This is a genomic window from Bradyrhizobium monzae (assembly GCF_021458635.1).
In the GTDB taxonomy this organism is placed as follows: domain Bacteria; phylum Pseudomonadota; class Alphaproteobacteria; order Rhizobiales; family Xanthobacteraceae; genus Bradyrhizobium.
Genome location: NZ_JAIRDQ010000015.1, coordinates 87,990 through 108,568, shown reverse-complemented (window position 1 = coordinate 108,568; position 20,579 = coordinate 87,990). Strand labels below are relative to the sequence as shown.

At 65.1% G+C, this 20,579-nt stretch carries 17 protein-coding genes; 6 read left to right on the top strand and 11 right to left on the bottom strand.

Annotated features, from left to right (window positions below; all coding sequences use genetic code 11):
• Positions 1 to 46 precede the first annotated feature (46 nt).
• The 5 genes from K3F49_RS36255 to K3F49_RS36235 all read right to left on the bottom strand — a co-directional run bounded on the left by K3F49_RS36255 (position 47) and on the right by K3F49_RS36235 (position 6,398).
• On the bottom strand, positions 47 to 1,660 hold the full coding sequence (locus tag K3F49_RS36255; RefSeq protein ID WP_234685657.1) for a sulfite reductase subunit alpha: 1,614 nt from the start codon (positions 1,658 to 1,660) through the stop codon (positions 47 to 49).
• Complete coding sequence (locus K3F49_RS36250; protein WP_234685656.1) at positions 1,657 to 3,453, bottom strand: NirA family protein; 1,797 nt, start codon at positions 3,451 to 3,453, stop codon at positions 1,657 to 1,659. The genes K3F49_RS36255 and K3F49_RS36250 overlap by 4 nt, the downstream gene beginning before the upstream one ends.
• Before the next feature lie 13 nt (positions 3,454 to 3,466).
• Entirely contained in the window at positions 3,467 to 4,297 is an 831-nt protein-coding gene (locus K3F49_RS36245) for a formate/nitrite transporter family protein (RefSeq protein WP_234685655.1), read from the bottom strand.
• A gap of 350 nt (positions 4,298 to 4,647) precedes the next feature.
• The gene (locus tag K3F49_RS36240; RefSeq protein ID WP_234685654.1) at positions 4,648 to 5,811 is read right to left on the bottom strand and encodes a CmpA/NrtA family ABC transporter substrate-binding protein; all 1,164 of its coding nucleotides are present in this window, start codon (positions 5,809 to 5,811) and stop codon (positions 4,648 to 4,650) included.
• Positions 5,808 to 6,398 carry an ANTAR domain-containing response regulator gene (locus K3F49_RS36235; protein ID WP_234685653.1) on the bottom strand — a complete coding sequence of 197 codons (591 nt, stop codon included), beginning with the start codon at positions 6,396 to 6,398 and terminating at the stop codon, positions 5,808 to 5,810. The genes K3F49_RS36240 and K3F49_RS36235 overlap by 4 nt, the downstream gene beginning before the upstream one ends.
• Before the next feature lie 112 nt (positions 6,399 to 6,510).
• Here K3F49_RS36235 and rimO point away from each other — a divergent pair, with 112 nt between their 5' ends.
• Positions 6,511 to 7,836 carry a 30S ribosomal protein S12 methylthiotransferase RimO gene (rimO, locus tag K3F49_RS36230; protein WP_234685652.1) on the top strand — a complete coding sequence of 442 codons (1,326 nt, stop codon included), beginning with the start codon at positions 6,511 to 6,513 and terminating at the stop codon, positions 7,834 to 7,836.
• 177 nt (positions 7,837 to 8,013) lie between these two features.
• Here the strand turns inward: rimO and K3F49_RS36225 are convergent, their stop codons facing one another.
• Positions 8,014 to 8,961, bottom strand: coding sequence for a hypothetical protein (locus K3F49_RS36225; protein WP_234685651.1), 948 nt, complete (start codon positions 8,959 to 8,961; stop codon positions 8,014 to 8,016).
• Positions 8,962 to 9,460: 499 nt separating this feature from the next.
• On the opposite strand from K3F49_RS36225, the gene K3F49_RS36220 reads away from it, so the two are divergent.
• Positions 9,461 to 10,657, top strand: a complete 1,197-nt coding sequence (locus K3F49_RS36220) for an acetylornithine transaminase (protein ID WP_234685650.1) — start codon at positions 9,461 to 9,463, stop codon at positions 10,655 to 10,657.
• Between the two features lie 97 nt (positions 10,658 to 10,754).
• Here the strand turns inward: K3F49_RS36220 and K3F49_RS36215 are convergent, their stop codons facing one another.
• The 3 genes from K3F49_RS36215 to pcsA all read right to left on the bottom strand — a co-directional run bounded on the left by K3F49_RS36215 (position 10,755) and on the right by pcsA (position 13,261).
• Positions 10,755 to 11,729, bottom strand: coding sequence for a quinone oxidoreductase family protein (locus K3F49_RS36215; protein WP_234685649.1), 975 nt, complete (start codon positions 11,727 to 11,729; stop codon positions 10,755 to 10,757).
• A 75-nt stretch (positions 11,730 to 11,804) separates the two neighbouring features.
• Complete coding sequence (locus tag K3F49_RS36210) at positions 11,805 to 12,539, bottom strand: TerC family protein (protein WP_234685648.1); 735 nt, start codon at positions 12,537 to 12,539, stop codon at positions 11,805 to 11,807.
• Positions 12,536 to 13,261 carry a phosphatidylcholine synthase gene (gene pcsA, locus K3F49_RS36205; RefSeq protein ID WP_234685647.1) on the bottom strand — a complete coding sequence of 242 codons (726 nt, stop codon included), beginning with the start codon at positions 13,259 to 13,261 and terminating at the stop codon, positions 12,536 to 12,538. Before pcsA ends, K3F49_RS36210 begins: the two co-directional genes overlap by 4 nt.
• 140 nt (positions 13,262 to 13,401) lie before the next feature.
• On the opposite strand from pcsA, the gene K3F49_RS36200 reads away from it, so the two are divergent.
• A complete protein-coding gene (locus K3F49_RS36200; RefSeq protein ID WP_234685646.1) occupies positions 13,402 to 14,586 on the top strand; it encodes a UbiH/UbiF family hydroxylase in 1,185 nt (394 codons plus the stop codon).
• Positions 14,587 to 14,603: 17 nt separating this feature from the next.
• Here the strand turns inward: K3F49_RS36200 and K3F49_RS36195 are convergent, their stop codons facing one another.
• Positions 14,604 to 15,557: an AEC family transporter gene (locus K3F49_RS36195; RefSeq protein ID WP_234685645.1), complete on the bottom strand. Its 954-nt coding sequence runs from the start codon at positions 15,555 to 15,557 to the stop codon at positions 14,604 to 14,606.
• Between the two features lie 106 nt (positions 15,558 to 15,663).
• Between K3F49_RS36195 and hspQ the strand changes: the two genes are divergently transcribed.
• A complete protein-coding gene (gene hspQ / locus K3F49_RS36190) occupies positions 15,664 to 15,996 on the top strand; it encodes a heat shock protein HspQ (RefSeq protein ID WP_234685644.1) in 333 nt (110 codons plus the stop codon).
• 96 nt (positions 15,997 to 16,092) lie between these two features.
• Here hspQ and K3F49_RS36185 read toward each other — a convergent pair whose 3' ends face one another.
• A complete protein-coding gene (locus K3F49_RS36185) occupies positions 16,093 to 16,914 on the bottom strand; it encodes an invasion associated locus B family protein (RefSeq protein ID WP_234685643.1) in 822 nt (273 codons plus the stop codon).
• Positions 16,915 to 17,174: 260 nt separating this feature from the next.
• Here K3F49_RS36185 and K3F49_RS36180 point away from each other — a divergent pair, with 260 nt between their 5' ends.
• Positions 17,175 to 19,019, top strand: coding sequence for an extracellular solute-binding protein (locus K3F49_RS36180; RefSeq protein WP_234685642.1), 1,845 nt, complete (start codon positions 17,175 to 17,177; stop codon positions 19,017 to 19,019).
• 4 nt (positions 19,020 to 19,023) lie between these two features.
• Entirely contained in the window at positions 19,024 to 20,526 is a 1,503-nt protein-coding gene (locus K3F49_RS36175; protein WP_234685641.1) for an AMP-binding protein, read from the top strand.
• The last annotated feature ends 53 nt before the right edge of the window (positions 20,527 to 20,579 follow it).

The window sequence follows — 20,579 nt, the reverse complement described above, 5'->3', positions numbered from 1 at the left end:
CGGCCCCCTGCGCGGCGCCGGCGATTCATGGAGCTTCCACCGCGGCTTAGTAGACGTCAGCCTGGAAGCGGCCCTTCTTCTTGAGATCGGCGACAAAACTGACGGCCTCGTCGGTCGAGCGCGCACCGAACTGCGCGACGATGTCGACCAGCGCACGCTCGACGTCCTTGGCCATGCGCTTGGCATCGCCGCAGATATAGAGATGGGCACCCTCGGCGAGCCATGTCCAGACCTCGCGGCCGAGCTCGCGCATGCGGTCCTGCACGTAAAACTTCTTCTCGCCGTCACGCGACCAGGCGAGCGACAGGCGCGTCAGAAGGCCCGAGGTCTTCATCGCGTTGAGCTCGTCGCGGTAGAAGAAATCGCAATCGCTGCGCTGATGGCCGAAGAACAGCCAGTTCTTGCCTTGCGCGCCGGTCGCCTTACGGTCGAGCAGGAAAGCGCGGAACGGCGCAATGCCGGTGCCCGGGCCGATCATGATGACCGGAATCTTCGGATCCTCCGGCAGACCGAAACCGTGCGCCTTCTGCACATAGACCTTGAGCTTGTCGCCCTCGTTGATGCGTTCACCGAGGAAGGTCGAGGCGACGCCGAGGCGCTTGCGTTTGCCGATGACATAACGCACGGAATCCACCGTCAGCGACAGCTTTCCGGGCGTCGCATTGTGCGACGACGAGATCGAGTAGAGCCGCGGCTGCAGCGGTTCCAGCGCCTCGACAAAGGCTTCCGGATGCGGTCGCGTACCCGAAAACTTCTGCAGCGCCGCCATCACGTCGAGCGTTGCCGCATCGCCATCGGGATCCTCGCCCTGCGCCAGCGCCCTGGCCTTCTCGCGCTGCGCACCACCGGTGATGAAGGAGAGCAGCTCGAACAGCTTATCGGGCGCGGGTGAAAGGGAAACGTCCTCGACCAGCGCCTCGCGCAGCGTCTTGTTGTTGACCTTGGTGGTGTGGGACGCCCCGAGCAGCGCGATGATCTGGTCGACGAGGCCGAGATCGTTGCGCGCGAACACGCCAAAGCTGTCGCCCACGACGTAGTCGAGCTTGCTCTCCGAGAGATCGAACTCGACGTGATAGGTCTCCTTCTCCGAGCCGCCTTTGTTGAGAAGGCGCCGCGACAGGAAGGTGGCGTCGGCCGGATTCTCGCGGGCGCGGCCGAGTTCGGCCTTCACCTCCGGCGCAGCCGGTGCACCCGTGGCCTCAGTCGCCCCTGCCGCAGGCTTCGCGGCCGGCGCCTTGTCGACCTCCTCGAACAGCTGCTTGAGCATCCGCGCCGTCTCCTTGCCGCCGGGGGCGCAGAGGTTGAGGCGCGCTTCGCTCTTGTTGGCGATCGAGTCCGAATAGTCGGCGCAATTGTAGCCGCACTGACCGCAATCCTGCTGCGCCATCGCGGCCATCATGCGGCGGCGGAGCGGACGCCCCTCCGCCAGCTTCATGCGGTCGGCGATCGCCATCGCCGGATCGTGCCAGGGTGCCTCGCCGTCATCGCCGTCGCCCTGCGGCGCCAGCATGACGCCGTTCTCGATCGGCGACAGCGCCGTCGAGCCGTCGAGGCCGAGCATGCCGACGAGAAAGCCGTTCAGCCACAGCCGCTGGCCTTCGCTGAACGGCGCATTGGCCGGAATGATCTCGATCTTGGGAGGCACGGACATCTGGGTCATGCTGCTACTTCCGCATCGGCGAGTTTGCGCAGGGCTTCACCGTCATGGCGACGGGAGAAGGTCAGGAACGTCTCTTCGGGCGAGGCGCGGTTGGCCAGATAGGCCTTGAGCAGGCCTTCGACGGTCTTCGGCACATCCTCGGCCTTCACGTCGTGAAAAACCTCCTGCCCGATATCGGCGTCGGGACCGAAGCCGCCGCCGGTAAAGAGGTGATAGCCCTCGACCTGGTCATCCTCCGTCGCACCCGGCACCTTGGCCGCGATCAGGCCGATGTCGGAGATGTAGTGCTGCGCGCAGGAGTGATGGCAGCCGGTCAGATGGATGTTGAGCGGCGTATCGAGATTGACACGCTCGTCGCACCAGTCGCCGATCGCGGCGGCATGGCGCTTGGTGTCGGAGGCCGCGAACTTGCAGCCGGCATTACCGGTGCAGGCAATCAGGCCGGCGCGGACATTCGAAACCTGCGTGGCGAGACCAAGCTTCTCGACCGCGGCGGTGACGAGCGCGACATTCTCGTCGCGCACGCCCGAGATCAGCAGGTTCTGCCAGACCGTCAGGCGGATATCGCCGTCGCCGAGATCCTGCGCGATTCTGGCCAGCCCTCGCATCTGCTCGCAGGTGAGCTTGCCGACCGGTAGCGCCACGCCCACCCAATTGAGCCCGGCCTGCTTCTGCTTGTGGACGCCGATATGGGCCATGCGATCCGACAAGGGCCGCGGCGCCAGCGCCTCGGCGGGCACGCGCGTGAACGGCTTCTTGAGCTGCTCCTCGACCAGCTTGAGGAAGCTATCGTGTCCCATGTTGTCGAGCACATATTTCAGCCGCGCCTTGTTGCGGTTGGTGCGGTCGCCATGCTCGATGAAGACGCGCACGATGGCATCGGCAACAGCGGTCGCCTCGTCAGGACGAACGACGATGCCGGAGTATTTCGCAAAATCCTTGTGGCCGGTGATGCCGCCGAGGCCGAGCTTGAACCAGATTCCGGGTTCGACGCCAAAGCCGTCCTTCACCTCGACCGCGGTGAAAGCGATGTCGTTGGTCTCCTCCAGCGCGGCGATCTTGCCGGCGCCGTCGAAGGCAACGTTGAACTTGCGCGGCAAGCCGAACAGCGAGCGGTCGTTGAGGATGTGGTAGTGCCACTCGCGCGCATAGGGACGCGTGTCGAGCAGCTCCTGCGGATCGATGCCGGCCGTCGGCGTGCCCGTGACGTTGCGGATGTTGTCGGCGCCTGCACCGCGCGAGCACAGGCCGATGTCCTGGACGCCCTCGATCAGCGCGACTGCGTTCTTCGGCTCGATCTCGCGGATCTGGAAGTTGGCGCGGGTGGTGACGTGGGTGTAGCCGCCGCCGCAGCTTTCGGCGAGGTCGGCCAAGCCCGACATCTGCCAGTGCTTCAGGATGCCGTTGGGAATACGCAGGCGCGCCATGTAGGAGGTCTGCGCCGGCGCCACCCAGAAGATGCCGTAATAGCGCCAGCGGAAATTGTCCGCCGGCGTCGGATTGGCGTTGTTGCGCGCCTGGTCCTTCAAGCGGTCATAGGCATCGAACGGATGCATCTCGCGCTTGAACTTCTCCTGGTCGGCGAGCTTCTTGCCCGCCGCCGTGAGCTTGTCCTGCGCCTTGATCGCCGCAGCGTCCGGCCCCGTCGGCTCGGAAGGAGCGTTGGCCGCAGGCGCACCGCCGTTAGCAAAGGCGCGCCCGACACGTCCGACCTGCATGCCGGACATGAAACCTTCGAGATAGCGCTTCTGCTCGTCGGAGAAATCGGCCGTGGGTGCTGTATCGAGTTTCATGGGCTGAATGGACCTACTCTGCTGCCTGGACCGCGACCTGCGCCACATCGGCCGCGGGCTCGGCGGGCTTGTACGTCGCGTAGAGTGCGAGGCCGGTGAAGACGAAGCCGCCGACGAGATTGCCGAGCGTCACCGGGATCTGATTCCACAGCCACCAATCCGAGAGACTGACCTTGGCACCGAGCAGCATGCCGGTCGGGATGACGAACATGTTGACGACCGCGTGCTCGAAGCCGAGCGCGAAGAACAGGAAGATCGGCAGCCAGGTCGCCGCGATCTTGCCGACCGTGGAGGTCGAGGTCATCGCCATGACGACGCCGAGGCAGACCAGCCAGTTGCAGAGGATCGCCTTGACGAAGACCGAGACCATGCCGGCGGTGCCGATCGCTGCGTTTCCGATGGTCTTGGCTTCGGCCACCGCAACGATGCGGGCGGCGACGCCGGCGACTTCGACCTTGCCCATGTTCGTGAGCGCAATCGCGATCAGCGCGCCGAAGGCGAGGCTGCCGAGCAGATTGGCGACGAAGACCCAGGACCAGTTGGCGATCACCGCATTCCAGCTCGCCTTGCCTTCGAGGTGCGCGAGCGGAACGATGGCGAAGCTGCCCGTGACGAGCTCGAGGCCCAGCAGCACGATCATCACGAGGCTGACGGGAAAGATCAGCGCGCCGACGAGAGGCTGGCCAGTAGTGAGGGCGCCGGAGAAGGCGAGCGTTGTGGCGGCGCCGAGCAGCGCGCCTGAAATCGCGCCGCGGATCATGATGTCGCGCGGGGCGAGCGCCAACTTCTTCAGGCTGGCATCGACCATCGCGGTCACGACATCAGAGGGTTTCGCGTAATCCATATCGAAGCTCCAGCTTGCCGCGCGCAGGCGGCGTCAACGGGTTGAACGGACGTCGATCGCTGGGAGCCGGTTGAAGGCGCCTAAGCGCCCAGCCGGAACCCGGAACGATCCGATCAGCTTCGTTGCTGCGGAAATCCACCATGGATCTGGAGCCGCCGGCGCCCACGCCGGGCAGCTCGGAAACTCCTATTCAAGACGTGTGCCAACGCAGCATAAACTGCAAAGCGACGTGGAATCAGTGCGTTAGGTTTGTGTGCAGCGCATGAAGTGGATCAAAATTCATGCTGCTTCGGGCAGCAATGGCCCAAAGAATAAGCTTCGAATCAAGATGCTTATTTTTTAGGCAGACACTAAAGCGTCCGCCGTCCGACCTCGAAAGAGGCCAGATAGCCGCTGATGTCCCTGGGGTCGAAGGCCGGTCCGGCAAAGGCGCCAAACGGCGTGCTGGGTTGACCTTCTCCGTTCCGTCCCAAGGCGGCGTCATAGAGGTCCGACCGGAACACGGCCATGGCCGTCCTGAGCGCCTCCGGGCTGAGCGCCGTCTGTCCCCAGCGCACCATCTGGGCGTAGAGCCACGCGGCCTGGACAGGATCCGGACGCCCTGCCCCTTCGCGTCCCACCAAAAGATAGCGGCCGCTCTCGCGCACCGCGCCGTCAGGCGAGATCTTCAGGCGCCCGGTAAGCGAGCGCTGGATCACTTCGGCATCGACACCGATCCGCTCGGACCGCGCGAGCAGCTGCGTGGCCTCCGCGAGATTTGCGGGCTGCTCGATGAACTCGGCCCCCTTCACGGCCGCGCGCACCAGGCTCGCGACGACGTCCGGGTGCTTGTCGGCCCAGACCTGGCGCACAGCCAGCACCTTCTCAGCCGCGCGCACCAGGATGTCGGAAACGAAATGCAGGATGTGGCCGATGCCGAGATCGACCGCGACCGAATTCCAGGGCGCGCCGACACAGAACGCATCGACATGACCGTTGGCGAGACTGTCGACCATAAAGGGCGGCGGCAGCACGACGAGACGCACGTCCTCGTCGGGGTCGACGCCGGCCGCCGCCATCCAGAACCGCAACTGGTAATTGTGGGTCGAGAACGGAAAGGTCATGCCGAAGGTGAGCGGATCGGCGCCCGCCTTGCGCCGCTTGGCCACCACCTTCGCCAGCGCCTTTGCGGTCGCGAGCGGATCAAAACGGTCGCCGTCGATCTCCTCCATCAGCGCGGCGTGCAGCGCCGGCGACACCGTGATCGCGTTGCCGTTGATGCCGAGATTGAAGGGCGCTGCGATCGGCACCTTGACGTGACCGAGCCCGAGCGAGGACGCAATCGCCACGGGCGCGAGCAGATGCGCGGCGTCGAACAGGCCGATGTTGAGCTTGTCGCGCACGTTGGACCAGGACACCTCGCGCACTAGCTCGACCTCGAGCCCTTCGGCCGCGGCAAAGCCCTTGTCGACGGCGACGATCAGGGCGGCGGCATCGACCAGCGGGATGAATCCAATGCGAAGCGGAGCGGTCATTTCAGCATCTCCGACGCGGTAATGATCGACTGCGCGATCTCGCCGATTTTCTTCTTCTCGCGCATGGCGGTGGAGCGCAGCAGCACATAGGCTTCGTCCTCGTTGAGGCCCTTGACCCTCATCAGGATGCCCTTGGCCTTCTCGATGATCTTGCGGTCCTCGAGCTGCGACTTGGTCCGCTCCAGCTCCTCCTGGAGTTTGGCGAAAGCGTTGAAGCGCGACACGCAGAGGTCGAGGATCGGCTTGATGCGCTCCTTCTTCAACCCGTCGACGATGTAGGCGGACACCCCTGCCTCCACGGAGGCCTGAATCGAAGATGAATCGCTCTGATCGACGAACATCGCGATCGGCCGCTTCACGGCGCGGCTGACCTGGAACATCGCCTCCAGCACGTCGCGGCTGGGGTTCTCCAGATCGATCAGGATGATGTCAGGGTCCACCGCATAAATACGGGCGAGCAGACTCTGCATCTCGCGGATATGGACGATTTGCGTGAATCCGGCCTCGCGCAGCCCCTCCTCGAGGATCGCGGCCCGGATCGGGCTTTCGTCGACAATCACGATTTTGGGCGACTGTTCGGCGCTCATAGCTCACTCGCAACCCGGCGATTCATCCATAGCATGCCGGACGCCGATGCAAAGGGTTGTAATTATGAGCAATTGGGACTAGCTCAAGCCCGTCAATCAGGCAGATTTGGATATGGATCAGACGGCTGCGCCCAAGGTCAGCTTCGTGTCACTCGGTTGCCCCAAGGCATTGGTGGATTCCGAGCGCATCATCACGCGCCTGCGCGCCGAGGGCTATGAGCTCGCCCGCAAGCATGACGGAGCCGACATCGTCATCGTCAACACCTGCGGCTTCCTCGACAGTGCCAAGCAGGAATCGCTCTCGGCGATCGGCGAGGCCATGGCCGAGAACGGCAAGGTGATCGTGACCGGCTGCATGGGCGCCGAGCCCGAGCAGATCGAAGAGGCCTATCCCGGCGTGCTCTCGATCACCGGCCCGCAGCAATATGAGAGCGTGCTGGATGCCGTGCATCGTGCGCTGCCGCCCGCCCACAATCCGCATCTCGACCTGGTGCCGCCGCAGGGCATCAAGCTCACGCCGCGCCACTACGCCTATCTGAAGATCTCCGAGGGCTGCAACAACCGCTGCACCTTCTGCATCATCCCGAAGCTGCGTGGCGACCTGGTCTCGCGTCCGGCCGACGACGTTCTGCGCGAGGCCGAGCGCCTGGTCGGCGCCGGCGTCAAGGAGCTGCTGGTGATCTCGCAGGACACTTCGGCCTATGGCGTCGATCTCAAATACGCCGAGAGCCCGTGGAAGGATCGCCAGGTCCGCGCCAAATTCCTCGACCTCGCCCGCGAGCTCGGCGAACTCGGCGCCTGGGTCCGGCTGCAATATGTCTATCCCTACCCGCATGTCGACGAGGTCATCGCGCTGATGAACGAGGGCAAGGTGCTGCCCTATCTCGACATCCCGTTCCAGCATGCGAGCCCAGACGTGCTGAAGGCGATGAAGCGCCCGGCCGCCCAGGACAAGACGCTGGCGCGCATCAAGCGCTGGCGTGAGGAATGTCCCGATCTCGCGCTGCGCTCGACCTTCATCGTCGGCTTCCCCGGCGAGACCGATGCCGACTTCGCCTATCTGCTCGATTGGCTCGACGAGGCCGAGATCGATCGGCTCGGCTGCTTCAAATACGAGCCGGTTGCGGGTGCGACGTCGAATGCGCTCGAAGGTGCAGTGCCCGCCGAGATCAAGCAGGAACGCTACAACGCGCTGATGGCCCGCCAGCAGAAGATCTCGGCGCGCAGGCTGAAGCGCAAGGTCGGCACGCGCCAGCAGATCATCATCGACGAGGTCGGCCCGACGGTGGCCAAGGGCCGCTCCAAGGCCGATGCGCCCGAGATCGACGGCGCAGTCTATCTCACCAGCCGCCGCCCGCTGCGCGTCGGCGAGATCGTCACGGCGAAGATCGAGCGCGCGGACCAGTACGATCTGCACGGCAGCGTCGCTGGGTTCTGAAGTCGTTCACGCACCCCAATTCCCCGCAGCGTCATGGCCGGGCTCGTCCCGGCCATCCATGCCTTAACGCGCAGTTCGAAGAACGTGGATGCCCGGGACAAGCCCGGGCATGACGGCCTTTTGCGAATGTACACGTGAGATCATCCAGCTCACAAGCGAGCGCGTAGCGTCGCTGGTCTACGCCTCCGCCAGCCATTTCGGCACCCAGCGCTCCGGGCGCGGGGCGCGGGCGAGATCGGACTGAGCTTCGGCCAGCTTTGCCGGCTCGCCCTCGATGGTCGGGCGCACATCGTATTCGAAGTTCGGCATGACGCGGCCGTCGGCATAGAGGCCGAATTTCATCGCGTACCACAGCCCGAGCTCCGGCTGCGCGCGGCGCATCTCGTCACGCAGGTCGCGCAGCAGGGATTCGATCGAAGCGGCCTCCTCGAACGGCTGCGGTCCGCGCGACAGGACGCGCGCCTCGTACTGCTTGCCGACGATCGCGACCTCGAAATGCGTCTTGTCCCAGGCGTTCTTGCCCTTCGGCAGATGCGCGGCAAGCCGCCAGCCGAGCTCGGCCATCAGGCGGTGATTGGCCCAGAATTCCTCGCGATCCCGGCTCCACTTCTCGACGAAGCCACGGAAGTCGGGCAGCTCGAATACGCCATCCTCTGATAGCACCGGTTCGCCCGCCGGCCGTCGGGCGAGCCATTGCGCAAGCTCGACGGTCTGAGGCTCGACCTCGTCGTGCGGCCGCAGATCGTGCCAGGCCTTGTCGAATTGCTGCGCCGTCAGTTTAGCAAGCAACGCGTCAAGGGACGGCGCGAGCAGTTCGTAGTCGCCCTCCGAGCCCAATCCCACGATCGGAGGATCGTCGCGATCGAGCCCGGCGCCGTACCAGCCGCCGACGGCCGAACCGTCCGGCAGGCGCATGAACAACGCGAAGCGGTCGCGCAAGGGACTGCCGTCGAAGATCGGGGCGTGGTCGGAGAACTGGCCTTGCAGCGAGAAACAGCCGACGCTGCCCCAGGCGCGCCCATTCAGCCAGCCGGCAAAATCCAGCAGCAAAGGCGGCGCCTCGATGCCCGGCGGAAACGCGCCGCGAATGCTGTCGAGGTCGATCGGATAAGGCGTTTCGGACAAGGCTGAAAACTGTCTGGTTGGTCCCGTGCCGGTTGGTCTCCCCGGTAACATGTCCGGTTCGAACCAATTCACGCTCCGACATCACAAACGCGCTAGAGGCGTGATGGTTTCCATAGGGATGCTCGGGTCTCGCTTTAGCACAACGTCATCACGCAGCGCTCCCGCAGACTAACGATGATGTGTGAAATCATGGTGCATCCTCGTGTCTGTCGCGCGATGCCGCCTGACCGATGCACGCCGAGCGGGTGTTCTGCAAAACGCCCGCTTGACAAGCCCTGCCATTCAGCTGTACGGACCCGTCCCATGATCAATTCTCGGACCCATCTGCGCCAGGCCATGCGTCGTCGCTCCCGCGACGATGATGGGTTGCGCCATGTCCGACGACGCCGCTGAACCAGTAAATTCAGCACAGTTTTCGAGAAGGCCGCACCCGCAAAGTGCGGCCTTCTTGCATTTCGCGTTCCTTTTTCACCCGCCCCTGCCTCACGAGGAGTCCGACATGACCACCGCCACCCATCCGTATGACGCGCTGATGGACATCACCGCACGGCCCAAGGCCGTGTTCGTCCGTGGCGCCGGCTCATACCTCTGGGACGACAGCCGCAAGCGCTATCTCGATTTCGTGCAGGGCTGGGCCGTGAACTGCCTCGGCCACTCCCCGCCGGCGATTGCGGATGCGTTGACGTCGCAGGCCAAGCGGTTGCTCACACCGAGCCCGGCCTTTTACAACGAGCCGAGCCTCAAGCTCGCGCAGGCCCTCGTCACCAACAGCGCGTTCGACCAGGTGTTCTTCGCCAATTCCGGCGCTGAGGCCAACGAGGGCGCGATCAAGCTCGCGCGCAAATACGGCTGCCTGCACAAGAACGGCGCGTTCGAGATCATCACGCTCGAGGGCGGCTTCCACGGACGGACGCTGGCGACGATGTCCGCCTCGGGCAAGAAGGCGTTCGAGCCGCTGTTCGAGCCGAAGGTCGCCGGCTTCAAGAAGGCAAAGCTCAACGACATCGCCTCGGTCGAGACGCTGATCGGCAGCAACACCGTCGCGGTGATGCTCGAGCCGATCCAGGGCGAGTCCGGTGTGTGGCCGGCGACCGACGCGTTCCTCCGGGAGCTGCGCACGCTCACCGAAACGCACGGCCTGCTGCTCATTTTCGACGAGATCCAGACCGGCATGGGCCGGACCGGAAAGCTCTTCCACTATGAGCACGCTGGCATCGCGCCCGACATCATGACGCTCGGCAAGGGCATCGGCGGCGGCGTGCCGCTCGCAGCGCTGCTCGCGACCGAACGCGCCTCCTGCTTCGAGCACGGCGACCAGGGCGGCACGTTTAACGGCAACCCGGTGATGTGCGCGGCTGGCCTTGCGGTGCTCGAGGAGGTTGGCAAGCCCGAGTTCCTGAAGGCGGTCACCGAGACCGGCCTGCTGCTCGAAAGCGAGCTGCAAAAGGTCTCGGCGCGACACGGCCTCGGCGGCGTGCGGGGACGCGGGCTGCTGCTCGCGCTCGACCTCAAGCTGCCGATCGCGCCCGGCATCGTCGCGCAAGCGTTCGAGGCCGGCGTTCTCCTCAACGCCCCGCAACTCGACACGCTGCGCTTCATGCCGGCGCTGAACGTCACGAGGGCAGAGATCGCCGAGATGATCGATTGTCTCGACGGTATCTTGACCAAGGCCGGCGCGGCGAGACGGGTGGCCTAGGACCCGTCATTGCGAGGAGCGAAGCGACGAAGCAATCCAGACTGCCTCCGAGGAGGGATTTCTGGATTGCTTCGCTTCGCTCGCAATGACGGCAGAGCTACGGCTTCAAAATCGACGCGCCGGTCGTGTTGCGGCTTTCGAGATCGATATGGGCCTTGGCGGCGTCCTTGAGGGCATAGGCGTGGTTGATCGGCACGTGCAGCTTGCCGTTGATGACGGCGGAAAACAGCGTGTCGGCGCCTTCCAGCAGTTCCTTGCGGGTGCCGACATAATCGTTGAGTTTCGGCCGCGTCGCAAACAGCGAACCGTGATTGTTCAGCTCGGCGATCGAGAACGGCGGCACGGGCCCCGAGGCGTTACCAAAAGAAACGAACATGCCGCGCGGCTTCAGGCACGACAGCGAGCCCGGGAAGGTAGCCTTGCCGACGCCGTCATAGACGACGTCGCAGCCCTCGTTGCGGCTGATTTGTTTGACGCGCGCGACGAAGTCTTCCTCGTTGTAGAGGATGACGTGGTCGCAGCCATTGGCTTCTGCAAGCTCGGCCTTCTCGCGCGAACCGACGGTTCCGATGACGTGGGCCCCCAGCGCCCTCGCCCATTGGCAGGCGAGCAGGCCGATACCGCCGGCAGCGGCGTGAATCAGCACGCGATGATGCGGCTCGACCTTGAAGGTCTTGTGCAGGAGATACCAGACGGTCAGCCCCTTGAGCATCAGCACCGCGCCCTGCTCGTGGGTGATGTGGTCGGGCAGCTTGACCAGCTTCTCCCAGGGGATGTTGCGCTCGCTCGTATACGCACCGAGATTGTGGTAGTAGGCGACGCGGTCGCCGGGATGGAAATTCGTCACGCCAGGCCCGACGGCCAAGACCTCGCCCGAGGCCTCGTTGCCGGCAATGAAGGGCAGGCCCGGCGCCTTGTAGAGGCCGGTGCGGTAATAGACGTCGATGAAGTTGAGGCCGACCGCGTGCTGGCGGATGCGCACTTCGCCTGGTCCCGGCGCCGGGACCTCGACGCTCTCATAGACCAGCGCTTCGGGGCCTCCGACCTTGTGCACACGGACGGCTTTGGTCATCACCTGACCTCCTCTTCTCCAAGGCCAGCGAAAGACATAGCGCCCGCCTTGTCAACTCGACCCAAATTGGAGCGGCTAGACGGACGGTTGACTGGCCTTCTTGCGGTTGCTCTTCGCCAGCACGTTGAAGAACTCCACCGCCGCCGAGAACGCAATCGCGAAGTAGATATAGCCGCGCGGAATGTGGAATTTGAATCCGTCCGCAACCAGGGCGACGCCGATCAGCACCAGGAACGCCAGCGCCAGCATTTTCGTGGTCGGATGTTCTGCGACGAATCGCGCCACCGGTCCCGACGAAATGTACATGATCAGGCAGGCGATCACGACAGCCGCGATCATGATCTCGATGTCCTGTGCCATGCCGATCGCGGTGATGATCGAGTCCAGCGAGAACACGATGTCGATGACGATGATCTGGACGATCACCCAGAAGAAGGCGCTGCCGCCGGATTGATCGTTCTCCTCGCCGTCATCGACCTCGACCTCGGCGTGAATCTCGTGCGTCGCCTTCGCGATCAGGAACAGGCCGCCGCCGATCAGGATCAGGTCGCGCCACGCGAAGCCGTATCCCGCAAACGAAAACACCGGCGCGGTCAGGCCGATCAGCCAGACCAGCACGCTGAGCAGGATGATGCGGAACACCAGCGCCAGCGCCAGCCCGATCTGGCGGGCGCGCTGGGCCCGCGGCTCGGGGATGCGCGAGACGATCACCGACAGGAAGATGACGTTGTCGATGCCAAGCACGATCTCGAGCGAGGTCAAGGTCAGCAGGGCGGCCCAGGCCTCGGGGCTGGTCAGCAAATGCATCATGCGAGGGACCTTGCCAGGCGAATCAACGCGTCGCTGAACGCAATCCAGAGCGCGATCGCGCAGAGCGCAATCGTCACGCCGGTGCCGACGCGAAAATCCATCTCCAGCGCATAGAGCCCGAGCAACGACCACACCGCAATCAGCGACATCGTCAGCCAGCGAAGCCGCACGACCCGAACCGGATGCAGGACGTGGAACGGCACGAAGGTCAGCACCACCAGCGCCGCGACCAGCAGCGTCGACGACAGCGGCGGCCAGTGCAGCAGGAACAAATAGAACGCCGCCGCATTCCACAGCGCCGGAAAGCCGCGGAAATGATTGTCATCCGCCTTCATGCGCAGATCGGCGAAGTATAATGCGCTGGTGACGATGATGGCGATGCCGAGCAAGGGCGCCGCCACCGGCAGCAACAGACCGCTCGCCACGATCGCATAGGCCGGCACGAAGACATAGGTAACGAAGTCGACGACGAGGTCGAGCACGTCGCCCGACCAGTTCGGCTGCACGTTCTTGACGTCGAGCCGGCGCGCGATCGGCCCGTCGATCGCGTCGATGATCAGGGCGACGCCCAGCCAGCCGAACATCGCCGCCCAGTGCTCGCGCACCGCCTCCAGCATCGCCAATAGCGCGATCGCGGCGCCGAAGGCGGTGAAGATGTGCACCGAAAACGCCGCGGCTCGGATCGCTGGTTTCGGCTTGAGGGAATCCTCTTGGCTGTCCATCTGGGTTTCCATGGCTTCTGCTACCAGAACGGGACCGGTTTGCACATCCGCCGTCGCAGCATTGGGTGGCGCAATTCGTCATAAAAGCAGGCAAAATAGGTGGGCTTGAATTTGCCGCCGGGCGTGTCAAATGTCGTTCCATGACAGACGCATCCACACTCTTTGACGGCAGTGTTATCGGCGGCGGACCGGCAGGCCTTGCGGCAGCAATTGCACTGGCCCAGGCCGGCGCGCGGACCGCGCTGCTGGCGCGGCGCCTGCCCTATGCCGACAATCGCACCACCGCGCTGTTGGGTGCCTCCGTCGAGCTCCTGGAAAACCTCGGCGTCTGGACCCGCTGCAAGGACAAGGCGGCAGCGCTCGAGGTCATGCGCCTCGTCGACGACACCGGGCGGCTGTTCCGCGCACCGGAGGTCCGGTTCTCCTGTCATGAGATCGCGCTCGACGCGTTCGGCTACAACATCGACAACCGCTCGCTGATGCTGGCGCTCGAGGCGCGCGCGGCCGAGCTTCCCAACCTCGTCCGTTTCGACGACGAGGCCGAGAACGTCGTCATCGAAGCCGATGACGTCGCAATCCGCACGGCGTCCGGACAATTCCTGACCGCGCGGCTCGTGGTCGGCGCCGACGGCCGGCACTCGCTGTGCCGGGAGGCCGCCGGCATTGCTGTGACGCGGCGCGACCTGACGCAGACGGCGCTGACCTTCAACGTCAGCCATGCCCGCCCGCACCGCAACGTTTCGACCGAGTTCCACACACCTCACGGCCCCTGCGTGTTCGTGCCCCTGCCCGGCAACCGCTCCAGCATCGTCTGGGTCTCGGCGCCCGCGGAGGCCGAGCGGCTTCGCGGCTTGAGCGACGAAGAGCTCTCCGCCGCGATCGAGAAGCAGTCGCATTCCATCCTCGGCCGGATGACGGTCGAGCCCGGCCGCAATTTGTTCCCGCTGGCGATCGAACGCCCGCACTCCTTCGCGCGCGACCGCATCGCGCTGGTCGGCGAAGCCGCCCACGTGGTTCCTCCGATCGGTGCCCAGGGCCTCAATCTCGGTCTGCGGGACGCTGCCGACATTGCGAGGCTAGCTGGCGAAGCCGTCGCCGCCGGCCACGATCCCGGCGCGGTCGACGTGCTCAAGCGCTACGACCGGGCGCGGCGTCCGGACATTCTGAGCCGGACCTTTGCGATCGATATCGCCAATCGCTCGCTGCTCAACGACTTCCTGCCGCTGCAGCCGGTCCGCGCCGTCGGCATGCACCTGCTCGGCGCCATCGGCCCGCTCCGTCGGTTTGCGATGCGCGAGGGGCTGACGCCGACCTGGCGCAAATAATTTGTCGCAACTCACATTTACGGAAACACCAGCCGGCCGGTCTGGAGCAACCACATCACGCTGGTCAGCGTGATCACGGATGCGAACGTTCCAAGCAGCACCGCGACGGAGGCAGATTCGATCCAGGCATCGTTCTGACGGGCGATCACGAACACATTCAGCGCCGGCGGCAGCGAGGCCATCAGGATGGCGGTCGCGGCCCAGGGCTGTGCGAACGGACCGAACGCCAGCATCAGGCCGAACGCCGCGAGCGGATGGATCAGGAGTTTGACCGCGATCACGCCCGGCACTTCCCAGGGCACCCGGTCGAACGGGCGCAGCGCCACGGTCACGCCGAGCACGAACAGCGCAGTCGGAGCGGCCGCGTTCTGCAGGAAGGTGATGGTGCGGTCGAGCGCCACCGGCAGCTCGATATGGAGCGCGGCGACGGCTGCGCCAAAGCAGGCCGACATGATCAGCGGGTTAAGCACGATCTGCTTCAGCACGACACCGAAGGCATGGACCAGCGAGGGATGGTCGCGGTCGGACAGCTCGATCAGCAGCGGCACGATCGTGAACAGGAAGATGCTGTCGCAGCAGAAGATCAGCGCCGTCGGCGCCGACGCCTTCGGCCCGAGCACGGCCAGCGCCAGCCCCGGCCCCATGTAGCCTATGTTGCCGTAACCGCCGGAGAGGCCCGCAAGTGTCGCTTCGCGCAGCGTCAAGCCGCCGAGCACCTTGCCGACGAGCAGCGCCAGCGTGAACGCCGCGACCGTCGACAGCGTGGTCGCGACCAGGAACGGCGGGTTGTTCAATTCCGAGAACGGCGTCTTCGACATGATCGCAAACAGCAGCGCCGGCAGCGATACGTAGAGCAGGAAGAAGTTCATCCAGGCGAGGCCCGATTCCGGTAGCGACTTGGCCTTGCCACACGCGAATCCGACGAAGATCAAGCCAAAATAAGGTAGTGCCAGATTGAGGATATCGACCATTGATGAAGTGTTTTCTGAAGACCTGGGGGCTATCCGCCCCTTAACCGGACGTTAATTGCAACCGAGGGCACTAGCATCGGCCACAATCCTGGTCTATCGACGGGGAATGATTAAAACGCGGACCGCCAAATTCCAGATCGGACAGGTCGTTCGCCACCGGATCTTCTCGTTCCGGGGGGTGATTTTCGACATCGATCCGGAATTCAACAACACCGAGGAGTGGTGGCTGTCGATCCCCGAGGAGGTGCGGCCTCACAAGGATCAACCGTTCTATCATCTGCTCGCGGAGAACGCGGAGTCCGAGTACGTCGCCTACGTGTCCGAGCAGAACCTGCTGGCCGACGAGTCCGGCGAGCCGATCCGGCATTCGCAGGTCGCCGAGATCTTCATCAAGAACAAGGATGGCGGCTACCGCCCGCGCAATCCCTCGCTGAATTGAACGCTCCGTCCCAGCCCCATTTTTTGCCGCATGAGGCGGCCAGCAAAAAAGGCGCTCGAACCGAGCGCCTTTTTCATGTCCGGGATCTGAGCCCGATTACTTCTGGCCGGCGGCCGGTGCTGCCGGAGGCGTGCCCTGCTGCTGCTCGAGCTTCTTGCGCTGCTCGTCAGCCTTCTTCTGCAGCTCCTCCTGGAGCTTCTTCTGGGTTTCCTCGAACACCTTCGGATCGGTCGGCGGACCGTCATAGGCCTTCTGGAATTCGCCGGCGAGCGGCAGCGGCAGGGTCAGCGGCGCGCCGTTGGCGTTGATCGCCTGCACCACGAGGTTCTGGCCCTTCTTCAAGTTGGCGAGGAGCTCGGGGGTCGCCTCGTAGTCCGACATGCAGCCGTTCTGGAAGCAGATCACATACGGGCTCTGCAGCGGCGGGTTGTTGTCGACGATGATGCGGGTGCCGTGCACGAGCTGCATGCCGAGCGGCAGCGTCACACGCAGGATCTTCTTCGGCTCGCCTTCCGGCTCAATGATGACGGCCGCGATGACCGGCTGGCCCGATTCGATGCGGCCGTCCTTGCCGGTGAAGCAGACCTGCTTGGCGTTGGCGTCCTGGCCCTTGAGGCAGAACTTGGTCCAGGGGGCGTAGATCAGCTGGATCTGCTGATCCGCGGGCTGGCCGCCCTGCGCCGCCGGAGCGCCCTGCTGGGCCGGAGCCTGCTGGGCCTGGGGAGCCGGCGCGGGAGCCGCAGCCGGCGCCTTGGGGGCAGCCTTGGGAGCGGCCTTCGGGGCTGCCTTCGGCGCGGGCGCGCCCGGGGCCGGCGCCTGGGCCTCAGCAGCAAACGGGACGACCAATGCCGTCGCCGTCAACAGGGCGAGAACTCGCCCGCGCGGCCGGACGGACGCGGCCAAATAACGGAAATTCATTGCAGAAAACCCTTTCTGAACGGGAAGTGCCCGAACCGCTCCGAAGCACCGAACCAAGCCGCCTTGGGCGCGGCTCTCTCCCCGTCAATTGAGGCAGATAAGTGACGGGCTCGGCGCTCGTGCGCGATTGCGTGCCTTCTTAACGCGGTCGACGGAAAGATCAATGCCGACAAGCGGCTTTGGCCACTTCCGGCCAGGCGCTCAGTGAAATCCCTGTGATAGGATTCAGCTGCCGACGGCCCTCGAATCAACGTGTCCGAATGTTCATGTTCCAGCGCCTGCTCGAGGGCCCCGGTGTCCGCGTTTGCAGTCTCGCCTTAGCCCTGACCCTCTGCCTGTCGGCGAGCACTGGTCGGGCCGAGGAGGCCCACGCAATCGCCATGCACGGCAAGCCGGCGCTGCCGGCCGACTTCACCCACATGCCCTATGCCAACCCTGATGCCCCCAAGGGCGGCCGGCTGACCTGGGGCCTCCTCGGCAGCTTCGACAGCCTCAACCCCTTCATCGTCAAGGGACTGCCCGTGCAGCCGATCCGGAACTACGTCGTCGAAAGCCTGCTGGCGCGCGGCCAGGACGAGCCGTTCACGCTCTATGGCCTGCTCGCCAAATCCGTCGAGACCGACGACGAGCGGAGCTACGTCACATTCCGTCTCGATCCCCGCGCGCGCTTCTCCGACGGCAAGCCGGTCCGCAGCGAGGACGTGCTGTTCTCCTGGCAGCTGTTGCGCGACCATGGCCGTCCCAACCTCCGGCAATATTACGCCAAGGTCACCAAGGCCGAGGCGCCCGATCCCCTCACGATCCGCTTCGATCTCACCGGCGCCAACGACCGCGAGCTGCCGCTGATCCTCGGCTTGATGCCGATTCTGCCGAAGCACGCCATCGACGTCGCGACCTTCGAGGAGACGACGCTGACCGGGCCCATTGCCTCGGGTCCTTACCGCGTCACGGCGGTCAAGCCCGGCGCCAGCGTGACGCTCTCGCGGAATCCCGATTATTGGGGCCGCGATCTCCCGATCAATCGGGGGCTGTTCAATTTCGACGAGATCCGGCTCGACTATTATCGCGAGGCCAACGGCCAGTTCGAAGCCTTCAAGCGCGGCCTCTATGATTTCCGCATCGAGAACGAGCCGTTGCGCTGGCACGACGGCTACGATTTTCCCGCCGCCAGGAACGGCGACGTGATCCGCGACACCATCAAGCCCGGCGTGCCGTGGCCCTCGGAATTCCTGGTGTTCAACACCCGCCGTCCGATCTTCGCCGATATCCGCGTGCGCCAGGCGCTGACGCTGCTGTTCGATTTCGAGCTGGTCAATCGCAACTATTTCTTCTCGCTCTATTCGCGCGTCGCCGGCTACTTTGCAGGCTCCGACCTGTCGGCCTATGCGCGCCCTGCGGATGCGCGCGAGCGCGAGCTCCTGAAGCCCTTTGCCGCGCAGATTCCGCCGGACATCATGGACGGCAGCTATCGGCTTCCCGTCACCGACGGCTCGGGGCGCGACCGCACGACGCTGCGCGCTGCGCTGAAACTCCTGTCCGACGCCGGCTACGATCTCGACGGCACCGTGCTGCGCAACCGCGCGACCAAGGCGCCCTTCACCTTCGAGATGCTGGTGACGACCCGCGACCAGGAGCGCATCGCGCTCGCCTTCCAGCGCGACCTCAAGCGCGCCGGCATCGCGCCGAGCGTGCGTTCGGTCGATCCCGTGCAGTTCGATCAGCGCCGGCTGGCCTACGAGTTCGACATGATCCAGAATCGCTGGGACCAGTCGCTGTCGCCCGGCAACGAGCAGTATTTCTATTGGGGAAGCGCTGCCGCCGACAATCCGGGCACCCGCAACTACATGGGCGCCAGGGATCCCGCCATCGACGCGATGATCAGGGCCCTTTTGGAGGCCCGTGATCATACGGATTTTGTATCGGCCGTGCGGGCGCTCGATCGCGCTTTGATCGCGGGCTTCTACACAATCCCCCTGTTTAACGTATCCGAGCAATGGATCGCGCGCTGGAATCGGATAGAACGACCATCGACCACTGCGTTGTCCGGCTATCTGCCGGAGACCTGGTGGTCGAAGGGTGAGCCTCAAGCCAGTCCAGCGAAGTGACGCCGTGAACCAGCCAGCCGTATCGCCGACGCTCGACACGCTGTTCCAGCGGACGCTGATGCGGCAGCCGCATGCGGCCGCCCTGCTCGATCCCCTCAACAAATCCCGCATCACCGGACACCAGCCGCGGCGGCTGACCTACGCGGAGGCCGACACGGCCATCGAGGCGCTGTCGGCGCATTTCGTCGAATCGGGCCTGCCGGCCAATTCTGTGATCGCGATCCAGTTGCCTTCCACGGTCGAGTTCGTGCTGACGGTGCTCGCCGCCCATCGCGCCGGCCTCGTCGTCGCCGTGCTGCCGCTGCTGTGGCGGCAAGCGGAACTCGCGGCCGCACTCAACCGCACTGCGGCGCGCGCCATCGTCACCATGAGCAAGGTCGACGGCGTCAGCTATTCGGACCTCGCGATGCACGCAGCCGCCGAGGCCTTCTCGATCCGCCACGTCTTTGGCTTCGGCGCTGATCTGCCCGAGGGCATGGCCTCGCTCGACGAGGTGCTGGCGCGTCCGCCGGGCACCACGCGCGCGGTGATCCAGGACGGCCGCAAGGCGGCGATGATCTCCTTCGATGTCACGGCCGAAGGCTTCCGCCCGGTGCCGCGGCCGCATTTCAGCCTGATCGCAGGTGGGCTCGCGATGTCGCTGGAAGCCGACATCAAGCAGGGCGCGACCGTGATGGCGGCGTTCACGCCGATGTCGTTCGCGGGCCTCGCCTCCTCGCTTGCAGCGTGGCTGCTTTGCGGCGGCACGCTGGCGCTGCATCATCCGTTCGAGAGCGAGGTGCTGGAGCAGCAGATCAATGAGCACGCATGCGACGTGCTGATCGCGCCGGCCCAGCTCGCTTTGCGGCTTGGCGATTCCGGTCTCGCGGCGCGGATGCCGACCTTGCGCAATGTCATCGGGCTCTGGCGCGCGCCGGAGCAGGTGGCCGCAAGCGAAGCCTGGATCGCGCCGCATGCGCCGCTCACGGATGTCTATCTGTTCGGCGAGGCCGGGCTGTTCGGCGCCCGGCGCGGCGAGAACGGCATGCCGGTGGCGGTGATGCCAGGACCGCATGGTGCCCCGCGCGAGCAATCCGGCTCCTCGATCGCGGGCGATATCCTGCTGACCCCGAAGGGCACGCTCGGCCTGCGCGGCCCGATGGTGCCGATCGCGGCCTACGCGCCGCCCCAGCCGGTCGGCGAGACGCTGACGGCGCAGCCGCCACGCGACTATGTCGATACCGGCTATGCCGCGCGGATCGACCGCGCCAGCGGCGCGATCTGCATCACCGCGCCGCCCTCCGGCATCATGGCCGTCGGCGGCTATCGCTTCCTCTCCAACGACCTCCAGGAGTGGGCACGCCGGCTCGGCCAGGGCGCGCTGCTGACGGCCCTGCCCGACCGCCTCTCGGGCCATCGGCTCGCCGGCCGGGCCCAGGACAATACCCGCGCCCGGGAGGCGCTCAGCGAGCTTGGCCTTAACCCCCTGATGGTCGAGGCTTTTCGCGACCGCTCGGGGCCGGCTTGAGTGCAGTTTCGCCTGAACCATTGACGCTGCATTAAGGCAGCCGGACTAGATTG